The following is a 16,567-nucleotide window of genomic DNA, read 5'->3' as shown; positions in this document are numbered from 1 at the left end:
CGTGCGCCGGGCGCTGCCGGCGCTGCTCCTCGCCTCCGCCCTCGCCGCCTACGCCGCGCCCCCGGTCGATCCCGCCCTGCGCGCGGCCCTGCGCGCGGCGATCGAGGCAGCGGACAGCTTCGGCGACCGCTTCGAGGCCGAGGTCTGGCTGCTGGACATGGCCACGCGCCTCGCCCCGTTCCTGCCCGATCCCGACGAGCGCCTCCGGCTCCTGCGCCTCGTGCACCGCGAGGCCACCCGCGCCGGCCTCCCCCCGGAGCTCGTGCTCGCGGTGATCGAGGTGGAGAGCGGCTTCGACCGCTTCGCCATCTCCGAAAGCGGCGCCCAGGGGCTGATGCAGGTGATGCCCTTCTGGCTCGAGGAGATCGGCCACCCCGAGGACAACCTCTTCGACCCCCGCACCAACCTGCGCCTGGGCTGCACCATCCTGCGCTACTACCTGGACCGCGAGGACGGGGACCTCGTGCGGGCGCTCGCCCGCTACAACGGCAGCCTCGGCAGCCCCCGCTACCCGGGCCGCGTCCTCGACGCCCTCAACCGCCGCTGGTTCCGCTGACGCCCCCCTCAGAGGGCGCCGAAGACCCGCCGCAGCAGATCGGTGCTCCGCGCCACGGGGTCGGTGCGGATCCGCCGCTCCTCCTCGGCCACCAGGGTGAAGAGCCCGTCCAGCGCCTTCTCCGTGACGTAGTGGTCGAGGTCGAGGTCCGAACCCGCCACGTAGGAGGCGATCTCCGGGCGGCCGGCGAGCCGCTGGTAGGCGCGGGTAACCCCGACCTCGGAGGCGGCCTGCCGCACCACCGGCAGGAAGCGGGCGTAGAGCGCATCGCGCGTGGTCCGGCGCAGGTAATCGGTGGCCGCGGTCTCGCCGCCCTGCCACACCGCCTGCACGTCCTCGAAGGTCAGCCCCCGCACGGCCTCGGCGAGGACCGGAAAGGCCTCCGCCGCCGCCCGCTCGGCGGCCCGGTTGAGGGTCTCCTCGAAGGCGTCGGCCTGCCCCCCGAGGCCGAAGCGGCGCGCCAGCGCCGCCGCCTTCTCCAGCCTCTCCGGCAGCGGGACATGGATGCGCGGGTCGTCCAGGAACCCGCCGGGGGCCGAGGCCCGCTGCGCCGCACGGCGCGCCGCCTCGATCAGGGCCTCGCGCAGGCCCGCCGTGATCTCCTCGGTGGAAAGCCCGGCGGGCGCCTCCCCCGCCTGCCCCGGCGCCGCCTTCCCGAGGGCGCCCTTGAGCCGGTCGAGCCAGCCCGCCTGCGCCGGTGCCCCCACCGCGAGGGCCACCCCCAGCACCACCCACCAGCGCCTCGCGAACCCGCCCATGCCGTCGCCCCCCCGCCGCCGCCCGTCCTTCCCGCGCCGGCCGCTCAGCGGATGCGGAACTGCGCCGGCGGCGTCACCGGCGCCTCCTCGCAGCGCACCTCGTGCACCTGCGCCGTGGGGGGACCCCGCCGGAGCCAGTCGCGGAAGGCCGCGAGGGCCTCCTCCGGGCCGCAGGCGAGCACCTCCACGCTGCCGTCGGGCAGGTTGCGGGCGTAGCCCGTGATCCCGAGCCGCTGCGCTTCCTCCCGCGCCGTGGCGCGGAAGAACACGCCCTGGACGCGCCCCGTGACGCGGCAGCGCAGGCAGCGCATCACGGCCCTCCCGCAGGCGGCGCCACCACCGCCTTCCAGGCGTCCGCCGGCACCGCCCCCAGCGCTGCGAGCTCCAGCCAGGCCAGGATGATGCCGTGCTCGGCAAGGGCCTTCCCGTGGAGCGCGGCGCTCACCTCGGCCTCGGCGCGCGCCAGATCCGCGGCCTCGCCCCGCTCGTAGCGGATCCGCACCTGATCCAGAGCAAGGTCGCGATACGCGAACTCCGCCACCGCCGCTTCGCGCTCGGCCATCGCCACCACGAGGCGCTGCCACGCCTGCGCGATCGCCGTCCCGCGCCCCGCCCCGCCGGCCGCGAGCAGCGCATCCAGCTCGGGGCGCGGCAGCCCCTTCGCCCGCAGCGCAGGCGCCGCAAGCTCCGCCGGGGGCTCCGCGGCACCCAGGAGCTCCGCCAGCCGCATCCGCTGCAGGCGCTGCTCGGTCTCGGCACGGACCCGTCCGGCGACGGCGCGCCGGTAGGCGGCCTGCGCCTGGGCGATCTCCACCTCCAGCGAGGCCTGATCCGACGCCTGCACCGTGCGCCGCGCCAGGCGGCGCGCACGCAGGAACTCCGCCGCGCTCATCTCCTCGTGACGCGCATGGGCGAGATCCGCCGCCACCGCCCCGAGGAAGGCCCGCGCCGCCTCCAGCCGCACCCGCGCCGCACCCGCCGCGTCGGCGGCAAGCCCCGCCGCCGCCACCGCACGCGCCATGGCCGCTTCCAGCGTCAGCTCCTGGGCCGCCGCCTCGGACGACGCCCAGAGCGCCAGCGCCCCGAGCCACGCCGCACACCAGCCGAGGACACCGCGCGGCGCCCTGCGCCCCGCGGCGCCGTTCCTCTGGGCGGTCACGAGCCGCCCCCGGCCTGCTTGCGCCGCTTGTACTCGAGAAACGGCATCATCTCGTAATGCCCCTCGGCGACGTACTCGGCAAGCCACAGGAAGTGCTCCGGTGTGCTCGTGGCACCGGTGTAGCGGAAGACGAGCCGGCCTTCCAGGTCGAAGAAGGCGATCACCGGGGTCGCCCAGACACGGTAGCGCCGCGCCATCGCCTTCTCGATGGTGGGGGTGCCGTCGAAGTCCACCACCTCCACGTCGCCCTCCACGTCCACCGTCAGGCAGCGGAAGCGCTCCCGGTAGTAGCGCTGCACCTCCGGGCGGTTGAGCACCGTGCGCCGCATCCGCTTGCAGTAGGGGCAGGTGTCCGATTCGAAGAACACCATCACCCCCCGCCTGCCCTCCGCTCGGGCCGTGGCGAGCTCCTCCCGGAAGTCGCCGAAGCTGGGCTCGAAGAAGTGCGTGTCCGGATCGCGCCCCTGGCCGGCGGCCAGACCCCAGGCCAGCGCGAGCATCCCCGCCACCACCCAGCGCATCCGCATTGCCCCGCCTCCCTTCATTCCTCCTTGGCCTTCGCCTCGCGCAGCATGGCCTCCAGCTGCTCGCCGTCCATGGGACCGACATGGGTCGCCGCGAGCTCCCCCTGCGGCGAGATCAGGAAGGTGGTGGGCAGCCCGAACAGCGACGGCAGCGGCAGCCGCACCGAGGGTGGCGCCCGCAGGATGAGGTAGCCGACGTCGTAGTCCTCCAGGAACATGGCCACCGCCTCCGGGTCGGCCTCCTCGTAGTTGAGGCCGACGACCACCGCGTCGCGGTCCTTGTGGCGCTCGTGGAAGGCGGCGAACTCCGGCAGCTCCTTGCGGCAGGGCGGGCACCAGGTGGCCCAGAAGTTGAGCACCACCCAGCGGCCGCGGAAGTCGGACAGGCGGTGGACCTGCCCCTGGAGGTCGGGGAGCGCGAAGTCGATGGGCGCCGGCCACCCGACGACGGGCGCCCACAGCAGCACGGCCAGCAGCCAGACTCTTCGCATCGCGGCACCTCCTTCGGTGGTGCGTCTCACCGTGCCACCAAGCCGGCGGCCGCGCAATCCCCCGCCGGGGGGCCGCGCTGGCGGGGGACGGTGGCCGCCGCTATCATCGTCGCAGGCCGCCTGGTGCGCGGCCCGAGGAGCGCGCAAGGATCCATGGCCCAGCTTCCGCTCACGGTGCCCCCGGTCAGCGAGGTGCGCGACCCGCGGGTGCCGGTCCGGCCCGGCGAGGTGCGGGCCTTCATCGCCGAGCTCCCGCTCGCCGACCCACGCGGCGCGGCGGCGCGCCTCGCCGAGGCGGTGGCGCGGCTCAACCGCCAGCCGCTGGCGGTGGCCGAGCGCCTCGCCCTGCTGGAGATCTACCGCGAGGGGATGGAGACGGTGCAGCAGCTTTTGCGGGCACCGCTTCGCGCCGACCCCAACGCCGTCCGCCGCAGCCGCGTCCGCGAGGGCCTGGCCCCCCTGCGCCGGCTCGTGCGCGAGATGGGATACGGCTACAAGCAGGCGGTGCTGGCGGACGTCGGGGACCACGGGGGCGGGCCGCGGCATCTCGCCCTCGCCATCACCCGGGCCCTGGAGATGCTCTCCCTCGAGCTCGCCCATGCCTGGGAGGCCTATCTGCCCGCGCCGACCCACGCCTGGCGCGAGCTGCACGCCCTCCTCGCCCACGGCTGCGCACGCGGCATCCTCGAGCGGCAACCCCGGCGCGACATCCCGGCGCCGCGCATCGCCTACGTCCGCACGGCGCTGCTCGCCCTCGCGGACCCCTACCGGCTTCCCGCGGGCGGCCTGTGGCAGGTGGCCCGCTACCTGGAGGAGGCCGCGCCGGCCGCGCCGCTGCTGCCGCCGCAGCCCGCCCGCCCCGCGCCGGAGGGCTATTTCGTGGTCGACCTCGCGGCCAACGCGCGCCCGCTGCCCCTGACGGAGGTCACCGCGCCGCTCGAGCCCGCGCGTCACCGCCTTCTCGACAGCGCCGGGCCGGTGGCGGCGCTGCGGCGCAGCGCGGAGGCCCTCGAGGCGGGGGACGCGGCGCCGGCCGCGGCCTTCGGCGAGGCGACCCCGCCCATGCACGCCCTGCACCTCGTCCGCCATCTGCTGCGGGCCTGGTGGGCGGCGCCGCGCCGCCGCCACGGCCGCCGCGAGCGGCTGGTCCAGGTGGCCGCGGTCTGCGGCCTGCGCGCCGCGCAGGCCCGGCTGCGGCGCCGGGAGGCGGAACCGAGCCTCGGCGGCGAGATCGAGATCCGCAGCCTGAGCGGGCTGCACAGCGCCGAGGCGCTCGCGGGAGCGGGCGAGGAGGCCCACCAGTGGCGGCTGCTCAACCACGGCCCGAACGGCGTCGCGCTCGGGGTTCCCGCGGAGCAGTCCGGTGCGCTGCGCGTGGGCGACCTCGTGGCCTTCCGCAATCCGGCGGCCGAAGGCGAGGCGTGGCTGACCGGCATCGTGCGGTGGCTCAGCCACGCCCACGGCGACGAGGTCCGCATCGGCGTCGAATATCTGCCGGGCGGCGCCTTCGGGTGCGAGGTCAGCGTCGAGGGCGAGGACGGGCCCACGCGGACGCAGCAGCCCGCCCTCGCCGTGGAGCGCGGCGACGGGATGGTCGAGGTCGTCGCCCCCCACGGCCTCTACCGGCCCGGTGCCACCATCCGCCTCGAGGCCGGCGACGGCGCGACCCATCTCGAGCCCCGCGGGCTCGTGGAGACCACCCGCACCCTCGACCGCTTCCTCGCGGTCCGGCTCTGAGCGGACGCCGAAACGAAGACGGCCCGCCGGGGCGGGCCGCCGTCACCCGAACCCGCCGGGCCTCAGGGACTGCGGTTGAGGTAATCGAGGTCCGAGGCCTCCACCTCCCCCAGCGACCAGGCGCCCCGGTTGCGGGCGTGCTCCACCGCCGCCGCCACCGCGTCCGGGCTCGGGAACCGGTCGATGGTGAACACCTGCCCCGGGTAGATGAGATCGGCGTCCCGGATCTGGTCGCGGTTGCGCTTGTAGATCAGCGGCCAGCGGAAGGGATCGCCGTAGACCTCCTCACGCCCGGAGATCTTCCACAGGCTGTCGCCCCGGACCACGGTGTAGCGCAGGACCGAGGCGCGAAGCTCCGCCAGCAGTCCGCTCGCGAGGGCGTAGGCGCGCTCGCCCTGGGCCTGGCGCACCGCCGCCTCGGCGTCCGCCAGCGTCTGGCGCTGCGCCGGCGTCATGTCGGCCTCGTAGACCTTGGCCTGCTCGATGAGCGCCTTGGCCTTCTCCAGCAGGGCCTGGTTGTAGCCCAGCTCGGCCTCCGCACGGGCCTGGTCGGCGAGGGTCTTGGCGCGCTCGTAGTCGCCGGCGTCGAAGGCCCGCTCCGCCGCCTGCAGGGTCGCGCTGGTGCCGGGCTGGAGGCCGTCCACGGATTCGGCGCGGGCCACCGCCGCGCGCGCGTCGGCGATCGCCTGGGCCGCGGCGGCGCGCGCCGCGGCACGCTTCTCCTCCTCGGTCGGCCCGCTGGGCTGCTGCGGCGCCTCGAGCTGCGCCTGCTCGCGCGGCGCCTCCTTGGGGGCGCTTGCGCAGCCGGCGAGGAGTCCGCCGGCGGCGGCCAGCGCCAGCGCGGTGCGGAAGAAGGTGGCCGATCTCATGGTGCGTGCTCCCTTGGGGATCCTTGTTCTTGCTCTCTTGCTCCGCTGCCGGCCCGCCGCGCGCCGTCGGCCGCACGCGCAGGCCGGCATCCTGCATCATTCGGACCGTAGCACCCGATATCCGCAAGTGTCAAGGTGGGTCGGCGCGACCCCGGTCGTCACCCGGGCGGGACCGGATGCTCAGCGCCCCGCGGCCTCGCGCCGCGCCTGCGCGGCCCGCTCGCGGGCACGCAGCGCCGCCTCGCGCGCCTCGCGGAAGCGCCTCGCCTCGAGGGCGCGCTCCGCCTGCTCCAGCAGCCGCTCGGCCTCCTCGAGCAGGGCCGGCGCCCGCTCTGCGGCGCCGGCCTGCCGCGCCGCCTCCACGGTCTGGCGCGCATCGCTCATCTCCTGCACCGGTGCGGTGGCGCAGGCGCCGAGCAGGAGGGCGAGGAGGACCGCGGCGACCCCCCCCTTGGTGTACGTGGCGAGCTCCGCCATAATGCCGGGCGACGCTAGCACCCGGACCCCACCCGGTCAAGGAACCCCCCATGAGCGAGGTCACCATCTACCACAACCCGCGCTGCTCCAAGTCGCGCCAGACCCTGGCGCTGCTGCGCGAGCGGGGTGTGGAGCCGCGCATCGTGGAGTACCTCAGGACCCCGCCCGACGAGACGGAGCTGGAGCGGATCCTGGATCTGCTGGGGATGGAGCCGCGCCAGCTCATGCGCCGCAAGGAGGCCCCCTACCGCGAGCTCGGGCTGGACGACCCGGGCCTCGACCGGCGCACCCTCATCCGCGCCATGGTGGAACACCCGATCCTGATCGAGCGGCCCATCGTGGTCACCCCCCGCGGTGCCGCCATCGGCCGGCCGCCGGAGGCGGTGCTGGCGGTGCTGCCCTGAACCGCCGTCCCGGCGTGCAACCCCGTCAGTTCCCCCTGCCCCTCGTCTGCGCCTCGCCCGCGGACCTCGAGCGCTTCCACCCCGGGCCGAACCGCGCGGCCTGGGAGCGGGTGGCCGAGGCGGCCCTCGCCGGCGGCATCCTCTACCTCTGGGGCGCGGCCGGCAGCGGCAAGACGCATCTGCTGCAGGGGGCCTGTCACCGCGCGGCGCAGGCGGGCCGGCGCGCGGCCTATCTGGATCTGGCCGACCCCGCCTGCCGCAGCGAGGCGGCCCTGGAGGGGCTCGAGCGCATGGACCTGGTGTGCCTGGACGGCCTCGAGCATGTGGCCGGCAACCGCGCCTGGGAGGGCGCAGCCCTGCTCCTTCTCGACGCCGCGGGCCGCGGCGGCGGCGTCATCGCCGCCTCCCGCGCACCCCTCGCCGGTCTCGACCTCGCCCTCCCCGACCTGCGCAGCCGGCTCGCCTGGGGCGGGGTCTACGGGCTCGAACCCCTCGCCGACGACGAGCTCGCCGAGGCCCTGCGCCTGCATGCCGAGGCCCGCGGCATCGAGCTCCCGCGCGAGGTGGCCCGCTTCCTCCTCGCCCGCCATCCGCGGCGGCTCGACCGCCTCGTGGACCTTCTCGCCCGCCTCGACCGCGAGAGCCTCGCCGCCGGCCGGCGCCTCACCCTGCCCTTCGTGCGCGATCTCCTCGGTCCCTGAGCGCTCCGGCAGGGCGGCGGGCACGCCACGCCCTGCGCCCCCAGACCCACGCGTAGCCCGCGCCGCTGGCCACGGTGGTGGCGGCGACCGCGGCGATGCCCGCCTCGCGCAGCGCAGGCGGCAGCAGCCCCGCACGGAGATGGTCGGCGATGACCGCGGCCACGAGGAGGATCTGCACCACCGTGTTGAGCTTGCTCAGCAGGCTCGGGGCGGCCTCGAAGCGCCCCACCATGAGGCGGAAGAGGAGGCTGCCGCCGACGATGAAGAGGTCGCGCCCCACCACGAGGGCGGCAAGCCACGCCGGGAGCAGGCCCTGCCGCGCCAGCAGCAGGTAGCTCGCCACCAGCAGCAGCTTGTCCGCCGCCGGGTCGAGAAAGCCGCCGAGCCGGGAGCGCCAGCCGAAGCGGCGCGCGAGATAGCCGTCGAGCCCGTCGGTGACCGCGGCGAGGACGAACCAGACCAGCGCCTCCCAGTAGCGGCCGCGCGCGGCGGCCATGACGATGGGGACCACCAGCACGATGCGCAGCAGGCTGAGGGCGTTGGGGATGTGGCGCCACGGCGAGGCGCCCGGTCGGCCTCCCCTCATCGCCGCAGCCGGACGGCGATACCCTGGTCGGTGGCGCGCACCTCGGCGAAGAGGTCCGCCACCTCCAGGCCGCGGCGCAGCGCCGCAAGCCCGCCCTCGTGCCGCAGCCGGAACTCGGCCCGCTCCCCCTCCAGCGCCACCAGCATCGCCCCGGCCGCCGCCGGCAGCCCCGCGAGATACCGCTCCACGCGCACGATGTCGGCGAGGGTCTGCACCCCCTCGACGCGCAGATGCAGCGTCTGCACCGCATCACCCGCGCCGATCGGCGCGTAGAGCTCGGCGAGACGCTCGGCGAGCCCGTCGATGCCCGCGCCGAGGGCCTGCGCCGGACTCGCCCCGAACGCCTCCCACGCCGTGCCGCCCTCGCCCAGCAGCCGCCACGAGGCCCGCCAGCCGCCCCCTGCGGCGCCGAGGCGCACCACGGCGATGCGATCCGCGCCGTAGCGGCGCGAGGCCTCCATCACCGGGGCGTCGAAGCCCGCCCACAGATCGGCGACGTCCACCGCCGCACGGTCGGCGAGATCCCCCAGCGGCACCACCAGCGGCAGCCCGCGCCGCTGCCCCGCCAGGGCCAGGGCCTGGGCCAGCCCCGCCTCGTCGTCCGCCACCACCAGCCGGCGCGCCCCGTCCGCCGTCTCCGCCGCCACCCAGACCAGCGTCAGCGGACGCTCCTCGCCCCACACCGGGAGGCCGGCGGCGCGCACCACCTCCGCCACCGCCGCCTCGTCGAAGCGCAGCGCGAGCACCGTCGCCTCGTCGCCCGGACCGCGGTCGCGGTAGGCGTAGCGCACCAGCAGGCGCGAGGCGTCGGCGAGCGCCGCACGCGCGGCCTCCGTGCCCAGCACCGCCGAACGGCCCGCCACCCGCACCAGCACCTGGGCCAGGGCCGCGCGGATGGCCTCCTCGCGCAGCGCAGGGTCGCGCCCCTCCACCAGCACCTCGACGCGGTGCAGCTCCGGCACGGGCACGGCCGCCGCCGGCCGCGGCCCCGCCAGGAGCAGCCACGCCACCGCCACGCCGGAGAGGAGAGAAGCGCTGCGCCTCATGGGCCTCGCGTGCAAGGACGAAAGCGCGGCCAAAGATAGCACAAGCCCGCGGGCGCCCGGCGCGCGCCGTATAATGCAGGCCCTGTCCCCATCCGAACGGTGAGCGCCTTGTCCGGATCCACGCCGCCCCGCCCGCGGGGCCTGACCTACCGCGACGCCGGGGTCGACATCGACGCCGGCAACCGGCTCGTCGACCGCATCCGCCCCCTCGCCGCGCGCACCCGCCGCGACGAGGTCCTCGACGGCATCGGCGGCTTCGCCGCCCTCGTGCGCGTGCCGCTGGAGCGCTACCGCGAGCCGGTGCTGGTCTCCGGCACCGACGGCGTCGGCACCAAGCTGCTCCTCGCCCGGACGCTGGGGCGGCACGACACCATCGGCATCGACCTCGTCGCCATGTGCGTCAACGACGTCGTGGTCCAGGGGGCCGAGCCGCTCTTCTTCCTCGACTACTTCGCCACCGGGCGGCTCGAGGTGGAGGCCGCGGCGGAGGTGGTGGCCGGCATCGCGCACGGCTGCGAGCTCGCCGGCTGCGCCCTCGTGGGCGGTGAGACCGCGGAGATGCCCGGCCTCTATGCGCCGGGCGACTACGACCTCGCCGGCTTCTGCGTCGGCATCGCCGAGCGCGCCCGCCTCGTGGACGGCCGCCGCGTCCGCCCCGGCGACGTCGTCCTCGGTCTCGCCTCGTCGGGGCCGCACGCCAACGGCTACTCGCTGATCCGCCGCGTCCTCGAGCAGAGCGGCGCCGACCTCGCAGCCCCCTTCGGCGCCTCCACCCTGGGCGAGACCCTGCTCGCGCCGACGCGCATCTACGCCCGCGCCCTCCTCGCCCTGATCGCCGAGGTGGAGGTGCACGCCGCCGCCCACATCACCGGCGGCGGCATCCCGGAGAACCTGCCGCGGGTGCTGCCCGAGGACTGCGCGGCGGTGCTGGACCGCGGCGCCTGGGCCTGGCCGCCGGTCTTCCGCTGGCTCGCCGAGGCGGGCGGCATCGAGGAGGGCGAGATGCTGCGCACCTTCAACTGCGGCATCGGCATGGTGGTCTGCGTCGCCGAGGAGGAGGCGGCGCGGGCGCAGGCGCTGCTGGAGGCGGCCGGGGAGACGGTCTGGTGCCTCGGCCGCATCGAGCCGCGCGGCGCCGACGGGGCCCCGGTGCGCTGGCGGGGGGAGGCGCGTTGAGCGGCATCGGCGTCGTCGCCCTCATCTCGGGGCGCGGCAGCAACCTCCAGGCGATCCTCGACGAGGCCGCGGCCGGACGGCTGCCGGTGCAGGTGCGTGCCGTGATCAGCAACCGCCCCGAGGCCCAGGGACTCGCGCGCGCGCAGGCGGCGGGGATCGCCACCGAGGTGGTGGACCACACCGCCTTCCCGGACCGGCTCGCCTTCGAGGCGGCGCTGACCGAGGCCATCGACCGCCACCGCCCCGACCTCGTGCTCCTCGCGGGCTTCATGCGCGTGCTCTCGGCGCAGACCGTGGCCCGCTACGCCGGGCGCATGCTCAACATCCACCCCTCGCTCCTGCCCGCCTTCCGCGGTCTCCACACCCACCGCCGCGCCCTGGAGGCGGGGGTGCGCGAGCACGGGGCGAGCGTGCATTTCGTCACCGCCGACCTCGACGGCGGGCCGGTGATCGTGCAGGCCCGCGTCCCGGTGCTGCCCGGCGACGACGAGGCCCGCCTCGCCGCCCGCGTGCTGCGCCAGGAGCACCGGATCTACCCCCTCGCCGTGCGCTGGTTCGCCGAGGGACGGATCCGGCAGGACGGGGCGCGCGTGCTCCTCGACGGGCTGCCGCTGGCGGCACCGGTGCGCTTCGAGGGCGAGGGGCCGTGATGCGGGCGGCGCTCGCGGCGCTCGCGGCGCTCGCCCTGCTTCTCGCCCTGCCCGCGGCCTCGGCAGGTGTCGCCGCACCCCATGAGGCGGTCTATGCGGTCCACGCCGGCGTCCTGCGCCTGGGCGAGGCCCGCTACGCCCTCTCCCGGACCGGTGAGGGACGGCTGCGCTACCGCGCCGAGCTGATCCCCCAGGGGCTGGCGGCGGCCCTCGTGGGGGACGGGCGCAGCGTCGAGGAGAGCCTGCTCGAGGTGGTGGCGGGGCGCCTGCGGCCGCTGCGCTACCACTACCGGCGCGAGGGGCGCAAGGCCCGCACCGTGGCCATCGACTTCCAGTGGGCCCAGGGGCGGGCCGTGCACGAGGTGGACGGCGAGCGCTGGGTCCTGCCCCTGGAGGCGGGCGTCCTCGACAAGCTCTCGGTGCAGCTTGCGGTGATGGCCGACCTCGCCGCCGGCGCCGAGACGCTCGCCTACCGCATCGCCGACGGCGGCCGCCTCAAGGCCTACCGCTTCCGGCGCCTCGGCGGGGAGGTGGTGGAGACCCCGGCGGGGCGGTTCGAGACCGTGCTCATCGAGCGCCCCCGCGCCAAGGGGGCGCTGCGCTTCTGGTGCGCCCCCGCCCTCGACTACCTGCCCGTGCGCGTCGCCCGCCTCGACGAGGACGGGCGCGAGCGCATGCGCATGGTGCTGGTGCGGCACCGGCGGGCGGCGCCCGCGGCCGCCGCCCCTCAGCGCCAGACGCCGGCGGCCGGCTCGTAGCTCGAGAGCACCTTCATGTAGTTGGCGCGCTCGAAGGCGGCCGGATCCTCCACGTGCCGCTGGCTGAGGCTGCCGCGCAGCTCGGCCACCGAGGCGTACTCGCGGTCCTCCATCCAGCGCACCATGTCCTCGCGGATCCGCCCGAGGGCGCGCGGACCCTCGCGCAGGAGCACGCTGCAGAGCTGCGCCGCGTCGGCCCCGGCGAGCAGCACCTTGAGCACGTCCTCGGCCGTGTGCAGCCCGCCGGTGGCGGCGAGCCCGAGCCGTACGCGGCCGTAGAGGATGGCGATCCAGCGGATCGCCAGCAACGCCTCCGCCGAGGTGGAGAGGCGGTGCACCGGCACCACCTCCAGCCGTTCGAGATCGATGTCGGGCTGGTAGAAGCGGTTGAAGAGGACCACGGCGTCGGCCCCCGCCGCCTCCAGCTCCCGCACCAGGTGCGGGATCGCGCTGAGCTGGTAGCCGAGCTTGACCGCGATGGGGATGGAGACCGCCTCGCGCAGGGCGCGCGTGACCTCGACGTAGCGGGCCTCGACGTCGCGGCCGCTCTCGCCGGGGTCCGCGGCGACGTAGTAGAGGTTGAGCTCGAGGGCGTCCGCGCCCGCCTCCTCGAGGGCGCGGCCGTGATCCAGCCAGCTGCCCACGGTGGTGCCGTTGAGGCTGGCGATCACCGGGATCTCCAGCGCCTCCTTGAGGCGGCGGAGCTGCTCGAGGTACTCGTCGCGCCCGGTGCGGTAGCCCTCGAGCGGCGGCACCAGGCCGCTCGCCTCGGCGTGCCCCGCCTCGTGCCCCTCGACGAAGCGCGCGAGCGCCTCCTCCTCGGCGGCGAGGTCCTCCTCGAACAGCGAGTACATGACCACCGCGCCCGCCCCCGCATCCTCCAGCCTGCGCGCCGTGTCCAGCGACCGCGTCAGCGGCGAGGCCGAGGGCACGAGGGGGCTGCGCAGGCGAAGCCCCAGGTAGTCGGTGCCGAGATCCACCGCCATCACGCCGCCCCCCGCTCGGGCTTGGCCTTCGCCTCCGCCTCCTCGCCGCCGCCCACACGCAGCCCCGCAAGCTGCTGCAGGCGGAAGTAGTGCTCGAGCACCTTCTGCTGCGAGCGCCGCAGCAGCGCCTCGGCGGTCTCGCCGTCCTTGCGCCAGAGGATGTTGAAGCGCGTCTCGTGGTCGATGAACTCGCGGTACGGCACCGACGGCTTCTTGGAGTCGAGCTGCAGCGGATTGAGCCCCTGCTCGACGCGCCGTGGATCGTAGCGGAACAGCGGCCAGTGCCCGCTGTCCACGGCGAGCTGCTGCTGGGTGAGGTTCTGCCGCGTCAGGTCGATGCCGTGCTCGATGCACGGGCTGTAGGCGATGATGAGCGAGGTGCCGGGGTAGGACTCGGCCTCGAGGAAGGCCTTGAGCGTGTGCACGTCCTTGGCCCCGAAGGCGACCTGGGCGACGTAGACGTGCTCGTAGCTCATGGCGATCTCGGCCAGGTCCTTCTTGCCCAGCATCTTGCCGTTGGCGGCGAACTTGGCGATGGCGCCGCGCGGCGTTGCCTTCGAGGCCTGCCCGCCGGTGTTGGAGTAGACCTCGGTGTCCAGCACCAGGATGTTGACGTCGGCGCCGGTGGAAAGCACGTGGTCGAGGCCGCCGAAGCCGATGTCGTAGGCCCAGCCGTCGCCGCCCACGATCCAGACCGACCTGCGCACCAGGGCGTCGGCCACCGAGTCGAGCTCGCGCGCGAGCGGATCGTCCATCGCCGCAAGCGCCGTGCGCAGGGCCTTGACCCGCTGGCGCTGCTCGTGGATGCCGGCCTCGCTGGACTGGTCCGCCTCCAGCAGCCCCCGCACCAGGGCCTCGTCGAGGCGGTCGGCGAGCCGCCGCAGCAGCGCCTCGGCATAGGCCTTCTGCTGGTCGATGGCGAGCCGCATGCCGTAGCCGAACTCGGCGTTGTCCTCGAAGAGGGAGTTGTTCCAGGCCGGCCCCCGGCCCTCGGCGTCGGTGGTGTAGGGGGTGGTGGGCAGGTTGCCGCCGTAGATGGACGAGCACCCCGTGGCGTTGGCGATCAGCATGCGGTCGCCGAAGAGCTGCGTGGCGAGCCGGATGTAGGGCGTCTCGCCGCAGCCGACGCAGGCCCCCGAGAACTCGAACAGCGGATCCATCACCATCGCGCCCTTGAGGGTCGAGGTGCGAAGCCGCGTGCGGTCGAAGGGCGGGATGCGCAGGAAGTAGGCGAAGTTCTCCCGCTCCTGCTCGCGCAGCGGCTCCTGCGGGCGCATGTTCAGGGCCTTGAAGCTGTGGTCGGTCTTCGAGCGCGCGGGGCAGATCTCCACGCACAGCGAGCAGCCGGTGCAGTCCTCGGGCGCCACCTGGTAGGCGATGTGCATCCCGGGCTCGAACTCCTTGCCCTTGACCGCGGTGTGCTTGAAGGTGGGCGGCGCGTCCTGGATCCGGTCGACGTGGAAGACCTTGCTGCGGATCGCCGAGTGCGGGCAGACGAAGACGCACTTGCCGCAGAAGATGCACAGCTCCGGCTCCCACACCGGGATCTCCAGCGCCAAGTTGCGCTTCTCCCAGCGCGCGGTCCCGGTGGGATAGGTGCCGTCGCAGGGCAGCACGCTCACCGGCAGCTCGTCGCCCTTGCCGGCGATGAGCGGGGCGGTGACGCGCCGGACGAAGTCGGGCGCCTCCTCCGGCACGCGGAAGCCGATCTCGGTCTCGCTGGTGATGCGCCCGGGGACCGGCACCTCGTACAGGTGCTCCAGGGCCATGTCGATGGCGCGGAAGTTGCGCTCGACGATGCGCTCGCCCTTCTTGCCGTAGGTCTTCTCCACCGCGCGCTTGATCGCGGCGATGCCCTCCTCGCGGGGCAGCAGGCCCGAGACGGCGAAGAAGCAGGCCTGCATGATGGTGTTGATGCGTGAGCCCATCCCGGTCTCGCGCGCCACCGTCACCGCGTCGATGGCGTAGACGCGGATGCCCTTCTCGAGGATCTGCGCCTGGGCGCCGCGGGGCAGCGTGTCCCAGACCTTGTCCGGGGCGGCCGGCGTGTTGAGGAGGAAGACCGCCCCCGGCCTGGCCTTGGCGAGCATGTCGAAGCGGTCGAGGAAGCGGGGCTGGTGACAGCCCACGAAGTCCGCCTCGCCGTCCCCGATGAGGTAGGTGGAGCGGATGGGCTCGGGCGAGAAGCGCAGGTGCGACACCGTCACCGCACCCGCCTTCTTGGAGTCGTAGACGAAGTAGCCCTGGGCGTAGAGGTCGGTCTCCTCGCCGATGATCTTGATCGTGTTCTTGTTGGCGCTGACGGTGCCGTCGGAGCCGAGGCCGAAGAAGACCGCGCGCAGCAGCCCCTCGGGCTCGTCGACGCGGAAGTCCGGATCCGGCTCGATGTGGCTGTGGCAGACGTCGTCGACGATGCCCACGGTGAAGCCGTTCTTCGGCCGCTGCCTGGCGAGCTCGTCGAACACCCCCTTGATCATCTGGGGGTTGAACTCCTTGGAGGAGAGCCCGTAGCGCCCGCCCACCACCAGCGGCATCTCGGCGAAGGGGCTCGTGCCCTCGGCGTGGGCCCGCGCGACGGCGGCGAGCACGTCCTTGTAGAGGGGCTCGCCGTCGGCGCCCGGCTCCTTGGTGCGGTCGAGGACGGCGATGCGGCGCACCGTCGGCGGCAGCGCGGCGAGGAAGCGCTCCGCGGCGAAGGGGCGGAAGAGCCGCACCCGCACCATGCCCACCTTCTCCCCGCGCCGCAGCAGCGTCTCCACCACCTCCTCGGTGGCCTCGCAGCCCGAGCCCATGAGCACGACCACGCGCTCGGCCTCCTGCGAGCCGAAGTAGTCGAAGAGGTGGTAGCGCCGGCCGGTGAGCTCGGCGAAGCGGTCCATGGTCCGCTGCACCACCTCCGGGAAGCGGGCGTAGAAGGGGCTGACGGCCTCGCGGGACTGGAAATAGACGTCGGGGTTCTGCGAGGTGCCCCGGATCACCGGGCGCTCGGGGTTGAGGCCGCGCGCGCGGTGGGCGCGCACGTGTTCGTCGTCGATCATCGCCCGCACCACCTCGTCCGGCACCTTCGCGATCTTGGCCACCTCGTGGGAGGTGCGGAAGCCGTCGAAGAAGTGCAGCACCGGCACCCGCCCGGCCAGGGTCGCCGACTGCGCGATGAGCGCCATGTCCATGACCTCCTGCACCGAGCAGGAGGCGAGCATGGCGAAGCCGGTGGCGCGCACGGCCATCACGTCGCTGTGGTCGCCGAAGATGGAGAGGGCGTGGGTGGCGACGGTGCGGGCCGCCACGTGGATGACCGCCGGCGTGAGCTCGCCCGCGATCTTGAACATGTTCGGGATCATCAGGAGCAGGCCCTGCGAGGCGGTGAAAGTGGTGGCGAGCTCGCCCGCCTGCAGCGCCCCGTGCACGGCGCCCGCCGCCCCGGCCTCGCTCTGCAGCTCCACCACCCGCGGCACCACGCCCCAGAGGTTCGTCCGGCCCTGGGCCGACCAGGCGTCGGCGTACTCGCCCATGGGCGAGGACGGCGTGATGGGATAGATGGCGATGACTTCGTTGGTCAGGTGGGCGATGTGGGCGGCGGCCTCGTTGCCCTCCACCGTCACCATCTCGGGCTTGGACATGGCTCCCCCTCGCTGCTTCGTGCTCGCGGGCCGGCCGCGGCCGGCCCTCGTGTGGTTGTCGATGACGCT

The 16,567-nt window shown here is 74.7% G+C and carries 18 protein-coding genes; 7 read left to right on the top strand and 11 right to left on the bottom strand.

All coding sequences use genetic code 11. The annotated features are described in order from the left end of the window. Position 1 precedes the first annotated feature (1 nt). Entirely contained in the window at positions 2–556 is a 555-nt protein-coding gene (locus tag EDC57_RS04955) for a lytic transglycosylase domain-containing protein (RefSeq protein WP_211331877.1), read from the top strand. Between the two features lie 8 nt (positions 557–564). Here EDC57_RS04955 and EDC57_RS04950 read toward each other — a convergent pair whose 3' ends face one another. The 5 genes from EDC57_RS04950 to EDC57_RS12760 are packed head-to-tail and all read right to left on the bottom strand — an operon-like array spanning position 565 to position 3,488. After that, positions 565–1,314 (bottom strand): DUF4197 domain-containing protein, encoded by a 750-nt coding sequence (locus EDC57_RS04950; protein WP_123400726.1) that lies wholly within the window; start codon positions 1,312–1,314, stop codon positions 565–567. 44 nt (positions 1,315–1,358) lie between these two features. Next, on the bottom strand, positions 1,359–1,625 hold the full coding sequence (locus EDC57_RS04945) for an acylphosphatase (protein ID WP_123400725.1): 267 nt from the start codon (positions 1,623–1,625) through the stop codon (positions 1,359–1,361). Further along, on the bottom strand, positions 1,625–2,473 hold the full coding sequence (locus EDC57_RS04940; RefSeq protein ID WP_123400724.1) for a hypothetical protein: 849 nt from the start codon (positions 2,471–2,473) through the stop codon (positions 1,625–1,627). The genes EDC57_RS04945 and EDC57_RS04940 overlap by 1 nt, the downstream gene beginning before the upstream one ends. Next, positions 2,470–3,000: a thioredoxin family protein gene (locus tag EDC57_RS04935; RefSeq protein WP_245995126.1), complete on the bottom strand. Its 531-nt coding sequence runs from the start codon at positions 2,998–3,000 to the stop codon at positions 2,470–2,472. Before EDC57_RS04935 ends, EDC57_RS04940 begins: the two co-directional genes overlap by 4 nt. A 14-nt stretch (positions 3,001–3,014) precedes the next feature. Beyond that, positions 3,015–3,488 carry a TlpA family protein disulfide reductase gene (locus tag EDC57_RS12760; protein ID WP_170165038.1) on the bottom strand — a complete coding sequence of 158 codons (474 nt, stop codon included), beginning with the start codon at positions 3,486–3,488 and terminating at the stop codon, positions 3,015–3,017. 153 nt (positions 3,489–3,641) lie between these two features. Here EDC57_RS12760 and EDC57_RS12755 point away from each other — a divergent pair, with 153 nt between their 5' ends. Continuing rightward, positions 3,642–5,225: a hypothetical protein gene (locus tag EDC57_RS12755; RefSeq protein ID WP_170165037.1), complete on the top strand. Its 1,584-nt coding sequence runs from the start codon at positions 3,642–3,644 to the stop codon at positions 5,223–5,225. Positions 5,226–5,287: 62 nt separating this feature from the next. On the opposite strand, the gene EDC57_RS13090 is transcribed toward EDC57_RS12755, so the two are convergent. Beyond that, positions 5,288–6,094, bottom strand: a complete 807-nt coding sequence (locus EDC57_RS13090; RefSeq protein WP_245995125.1) for a LysM peptidoglycan-binding domain-containing protein — start codon at positions 6,092–6,094, stop codon at positions 5,288–5,290. Between the two features lie 180 nt (positions 6,095–6,274). Further along, positions 6,275–6,571, bottom strand: coding sequence for a DUF4398 domain-containing protein (locus EDC57_RS04915; RefSeq protein ID WP_123400720.1), 297 nt, complete (start codon positions 6,569–6,571; stop codon positions 6,275–6,277). Positions 6,572–6,621: 50 nt separating this feature from the next. Here EDC57_RS04915 and arsC point away from each other — a divergent pair, with 50 nt between their 5' ends. Together arsC and hda are read left to right on the top strand one after the other, a co-directional pair. Continuing rightward, positions 6,622–6,975: an arsenate reductase (glutaredoxin) gene (gene arsC / locus EDC57_RS04910; protein ID WP_123400719.1), complete on the top strand. Its 354-nt coding sequence runs from the start codon at positions 6,622–6,624 to the stop codon at positions 6,973–6,975. Positions 6,976–6,989: 14 nt separating this feature from the next. Further along, the gene (gene hda, locus EDC57_RS04905; protein WP_170165036.1) at positions 6,990–7,676 is read left to right on the top strand and encodes a DnaA regulatory inactivator Hda; all 687 of its coding nucleotides are present in this window, start codon (positions 6,990–6,992) and stop codon (positions 7,674–7,676) included. Here the strand turns inward: hda and EDC57_RS04900 are convergent. Both EDC57_RS04900 and EDC57_RS04895 read right to left on the bottom strand, forming a co-directional pair. Continuing rightward, positions 7,639–8,262 (bottom strand): CDP-alcohol phosphatidyltransferase family protein, encoded by a 624-nt coding sequence (locus tag EDC57_RS04900; protein ID WP_123400718.1) that lies wholly within the window; start codon positions 8,260–8,262, stop codon positions 7,639–7,641. The genes hda and EDC57_RS04900 overlap by 38 nt on opposite strands. Then, on the bottom strand, positions 8,259–9,308 hold the full coding sequence (locus EDC57_RS04895; protein WP_123400717.1) for a DUF2066 domain-containing protein: 1,050 nt from the start codon (positions 9,306–9,308) through the stop codon (positions 8,259–8,261). Before EDC57_RS04895 ends, EDC57_RS04900 begins: the two co-directional genes overlap by 4 nt. A gap of 108 nt (positions 9,309–9,416) precedes the next feature. Here EDC57_RS04895 and purM point away from each other — a divergent pair, with 108 nt between their 5' ends. From purM to EDC57_RS04880, 3 genes are read left to right on the top strand one after another with little or no spacing between them, the layout of a single operon-like run. Then, entirely contained in the window at positions 9,417–10,484 is a 1,068-nt protein-coding gene (gene purM, locus EDC57_RS04890) for a phosphoribosylformylglycinamidine cyclo-ligase (protein ID WP_123400716.1), read from the top strand. After that, on the top strand, positions 10,481–11,134 hold the full coding sequence (purN, locus tag EDC57_RS04885) for a phosphoribosylglycinamide formyltransferase (protein WP_211331876.1): 654 nt from the start codon (positions 10,481–10,483) through the stop codon (positions 11,132–11,134). Before purM ends, purN begins: the two co-directional genes overlap by 4 nt. Next, positions 11,134–11,892: a DUF3108 domain-containing protein gene (locus EDC57_RS04880; RefSeq protein ID WP_123400715.1), complete on the top strand. Its 759-nt coding sequence runs from the start codon at positions 11,134–11,136 to the stop codon at positions 11,890–11,892. Before purN ends, EDC57_RS04880 begins: the two co-directional genes overlap by 1 nt. Here the strand turns inward: EDC57_RS04880 and EDC57_RS04875 are convergent. Together EDC57_RS04875 and nifJ are read right to left on the bottom strand one after the other, a co-directional pair. Beyond that, on the bottom strand, positions 11,862–12,878 hold the full coding sequence (locus EDC57_RS04875) for a dihydroorotate dehydrogenase-like protein (RefSeq protein WP_123400714.1): 1,017 nt from the start codon (positions 12,876–12,878) through the stop codon (positions 11,862–11,864). The genes EDC57_RS04880 and EDC57_RS04875 overlap by 31 nt on opposite strands. After that, positions 12,878–16,498, bottom strand: coding sequence for a pyruvate:ferredoxin (flavodoxin) oxidoreductase (nifJ, locus tag EDC57_RS04870; protein ID WP_123400713.1), 3,621 nt, complete (start codon positions 16,496–16,498; stop codon positions 12,878–12,880). The genes EDC57_RS04875 and nifJ overlap by 1 nt, the downstream gene beginning before the upstream one ends. Between the last annotated feature and the right edge of the window lie 69 nt (positions 16,499–16,567).

This window comes from Inmirania thermothiophila, from assembly GCF_003751635.1.
Taxonomy (GTDB): domain Bacteria; phylum Pseudomonadota; class Gammaproteobacteria; order DSM-100275; family DSM-100275; genus Inmirania; species Inmirania thermothiophila.
This window is presented reverse-complemented; position numbering and strand designations above follow the sequence as displayed.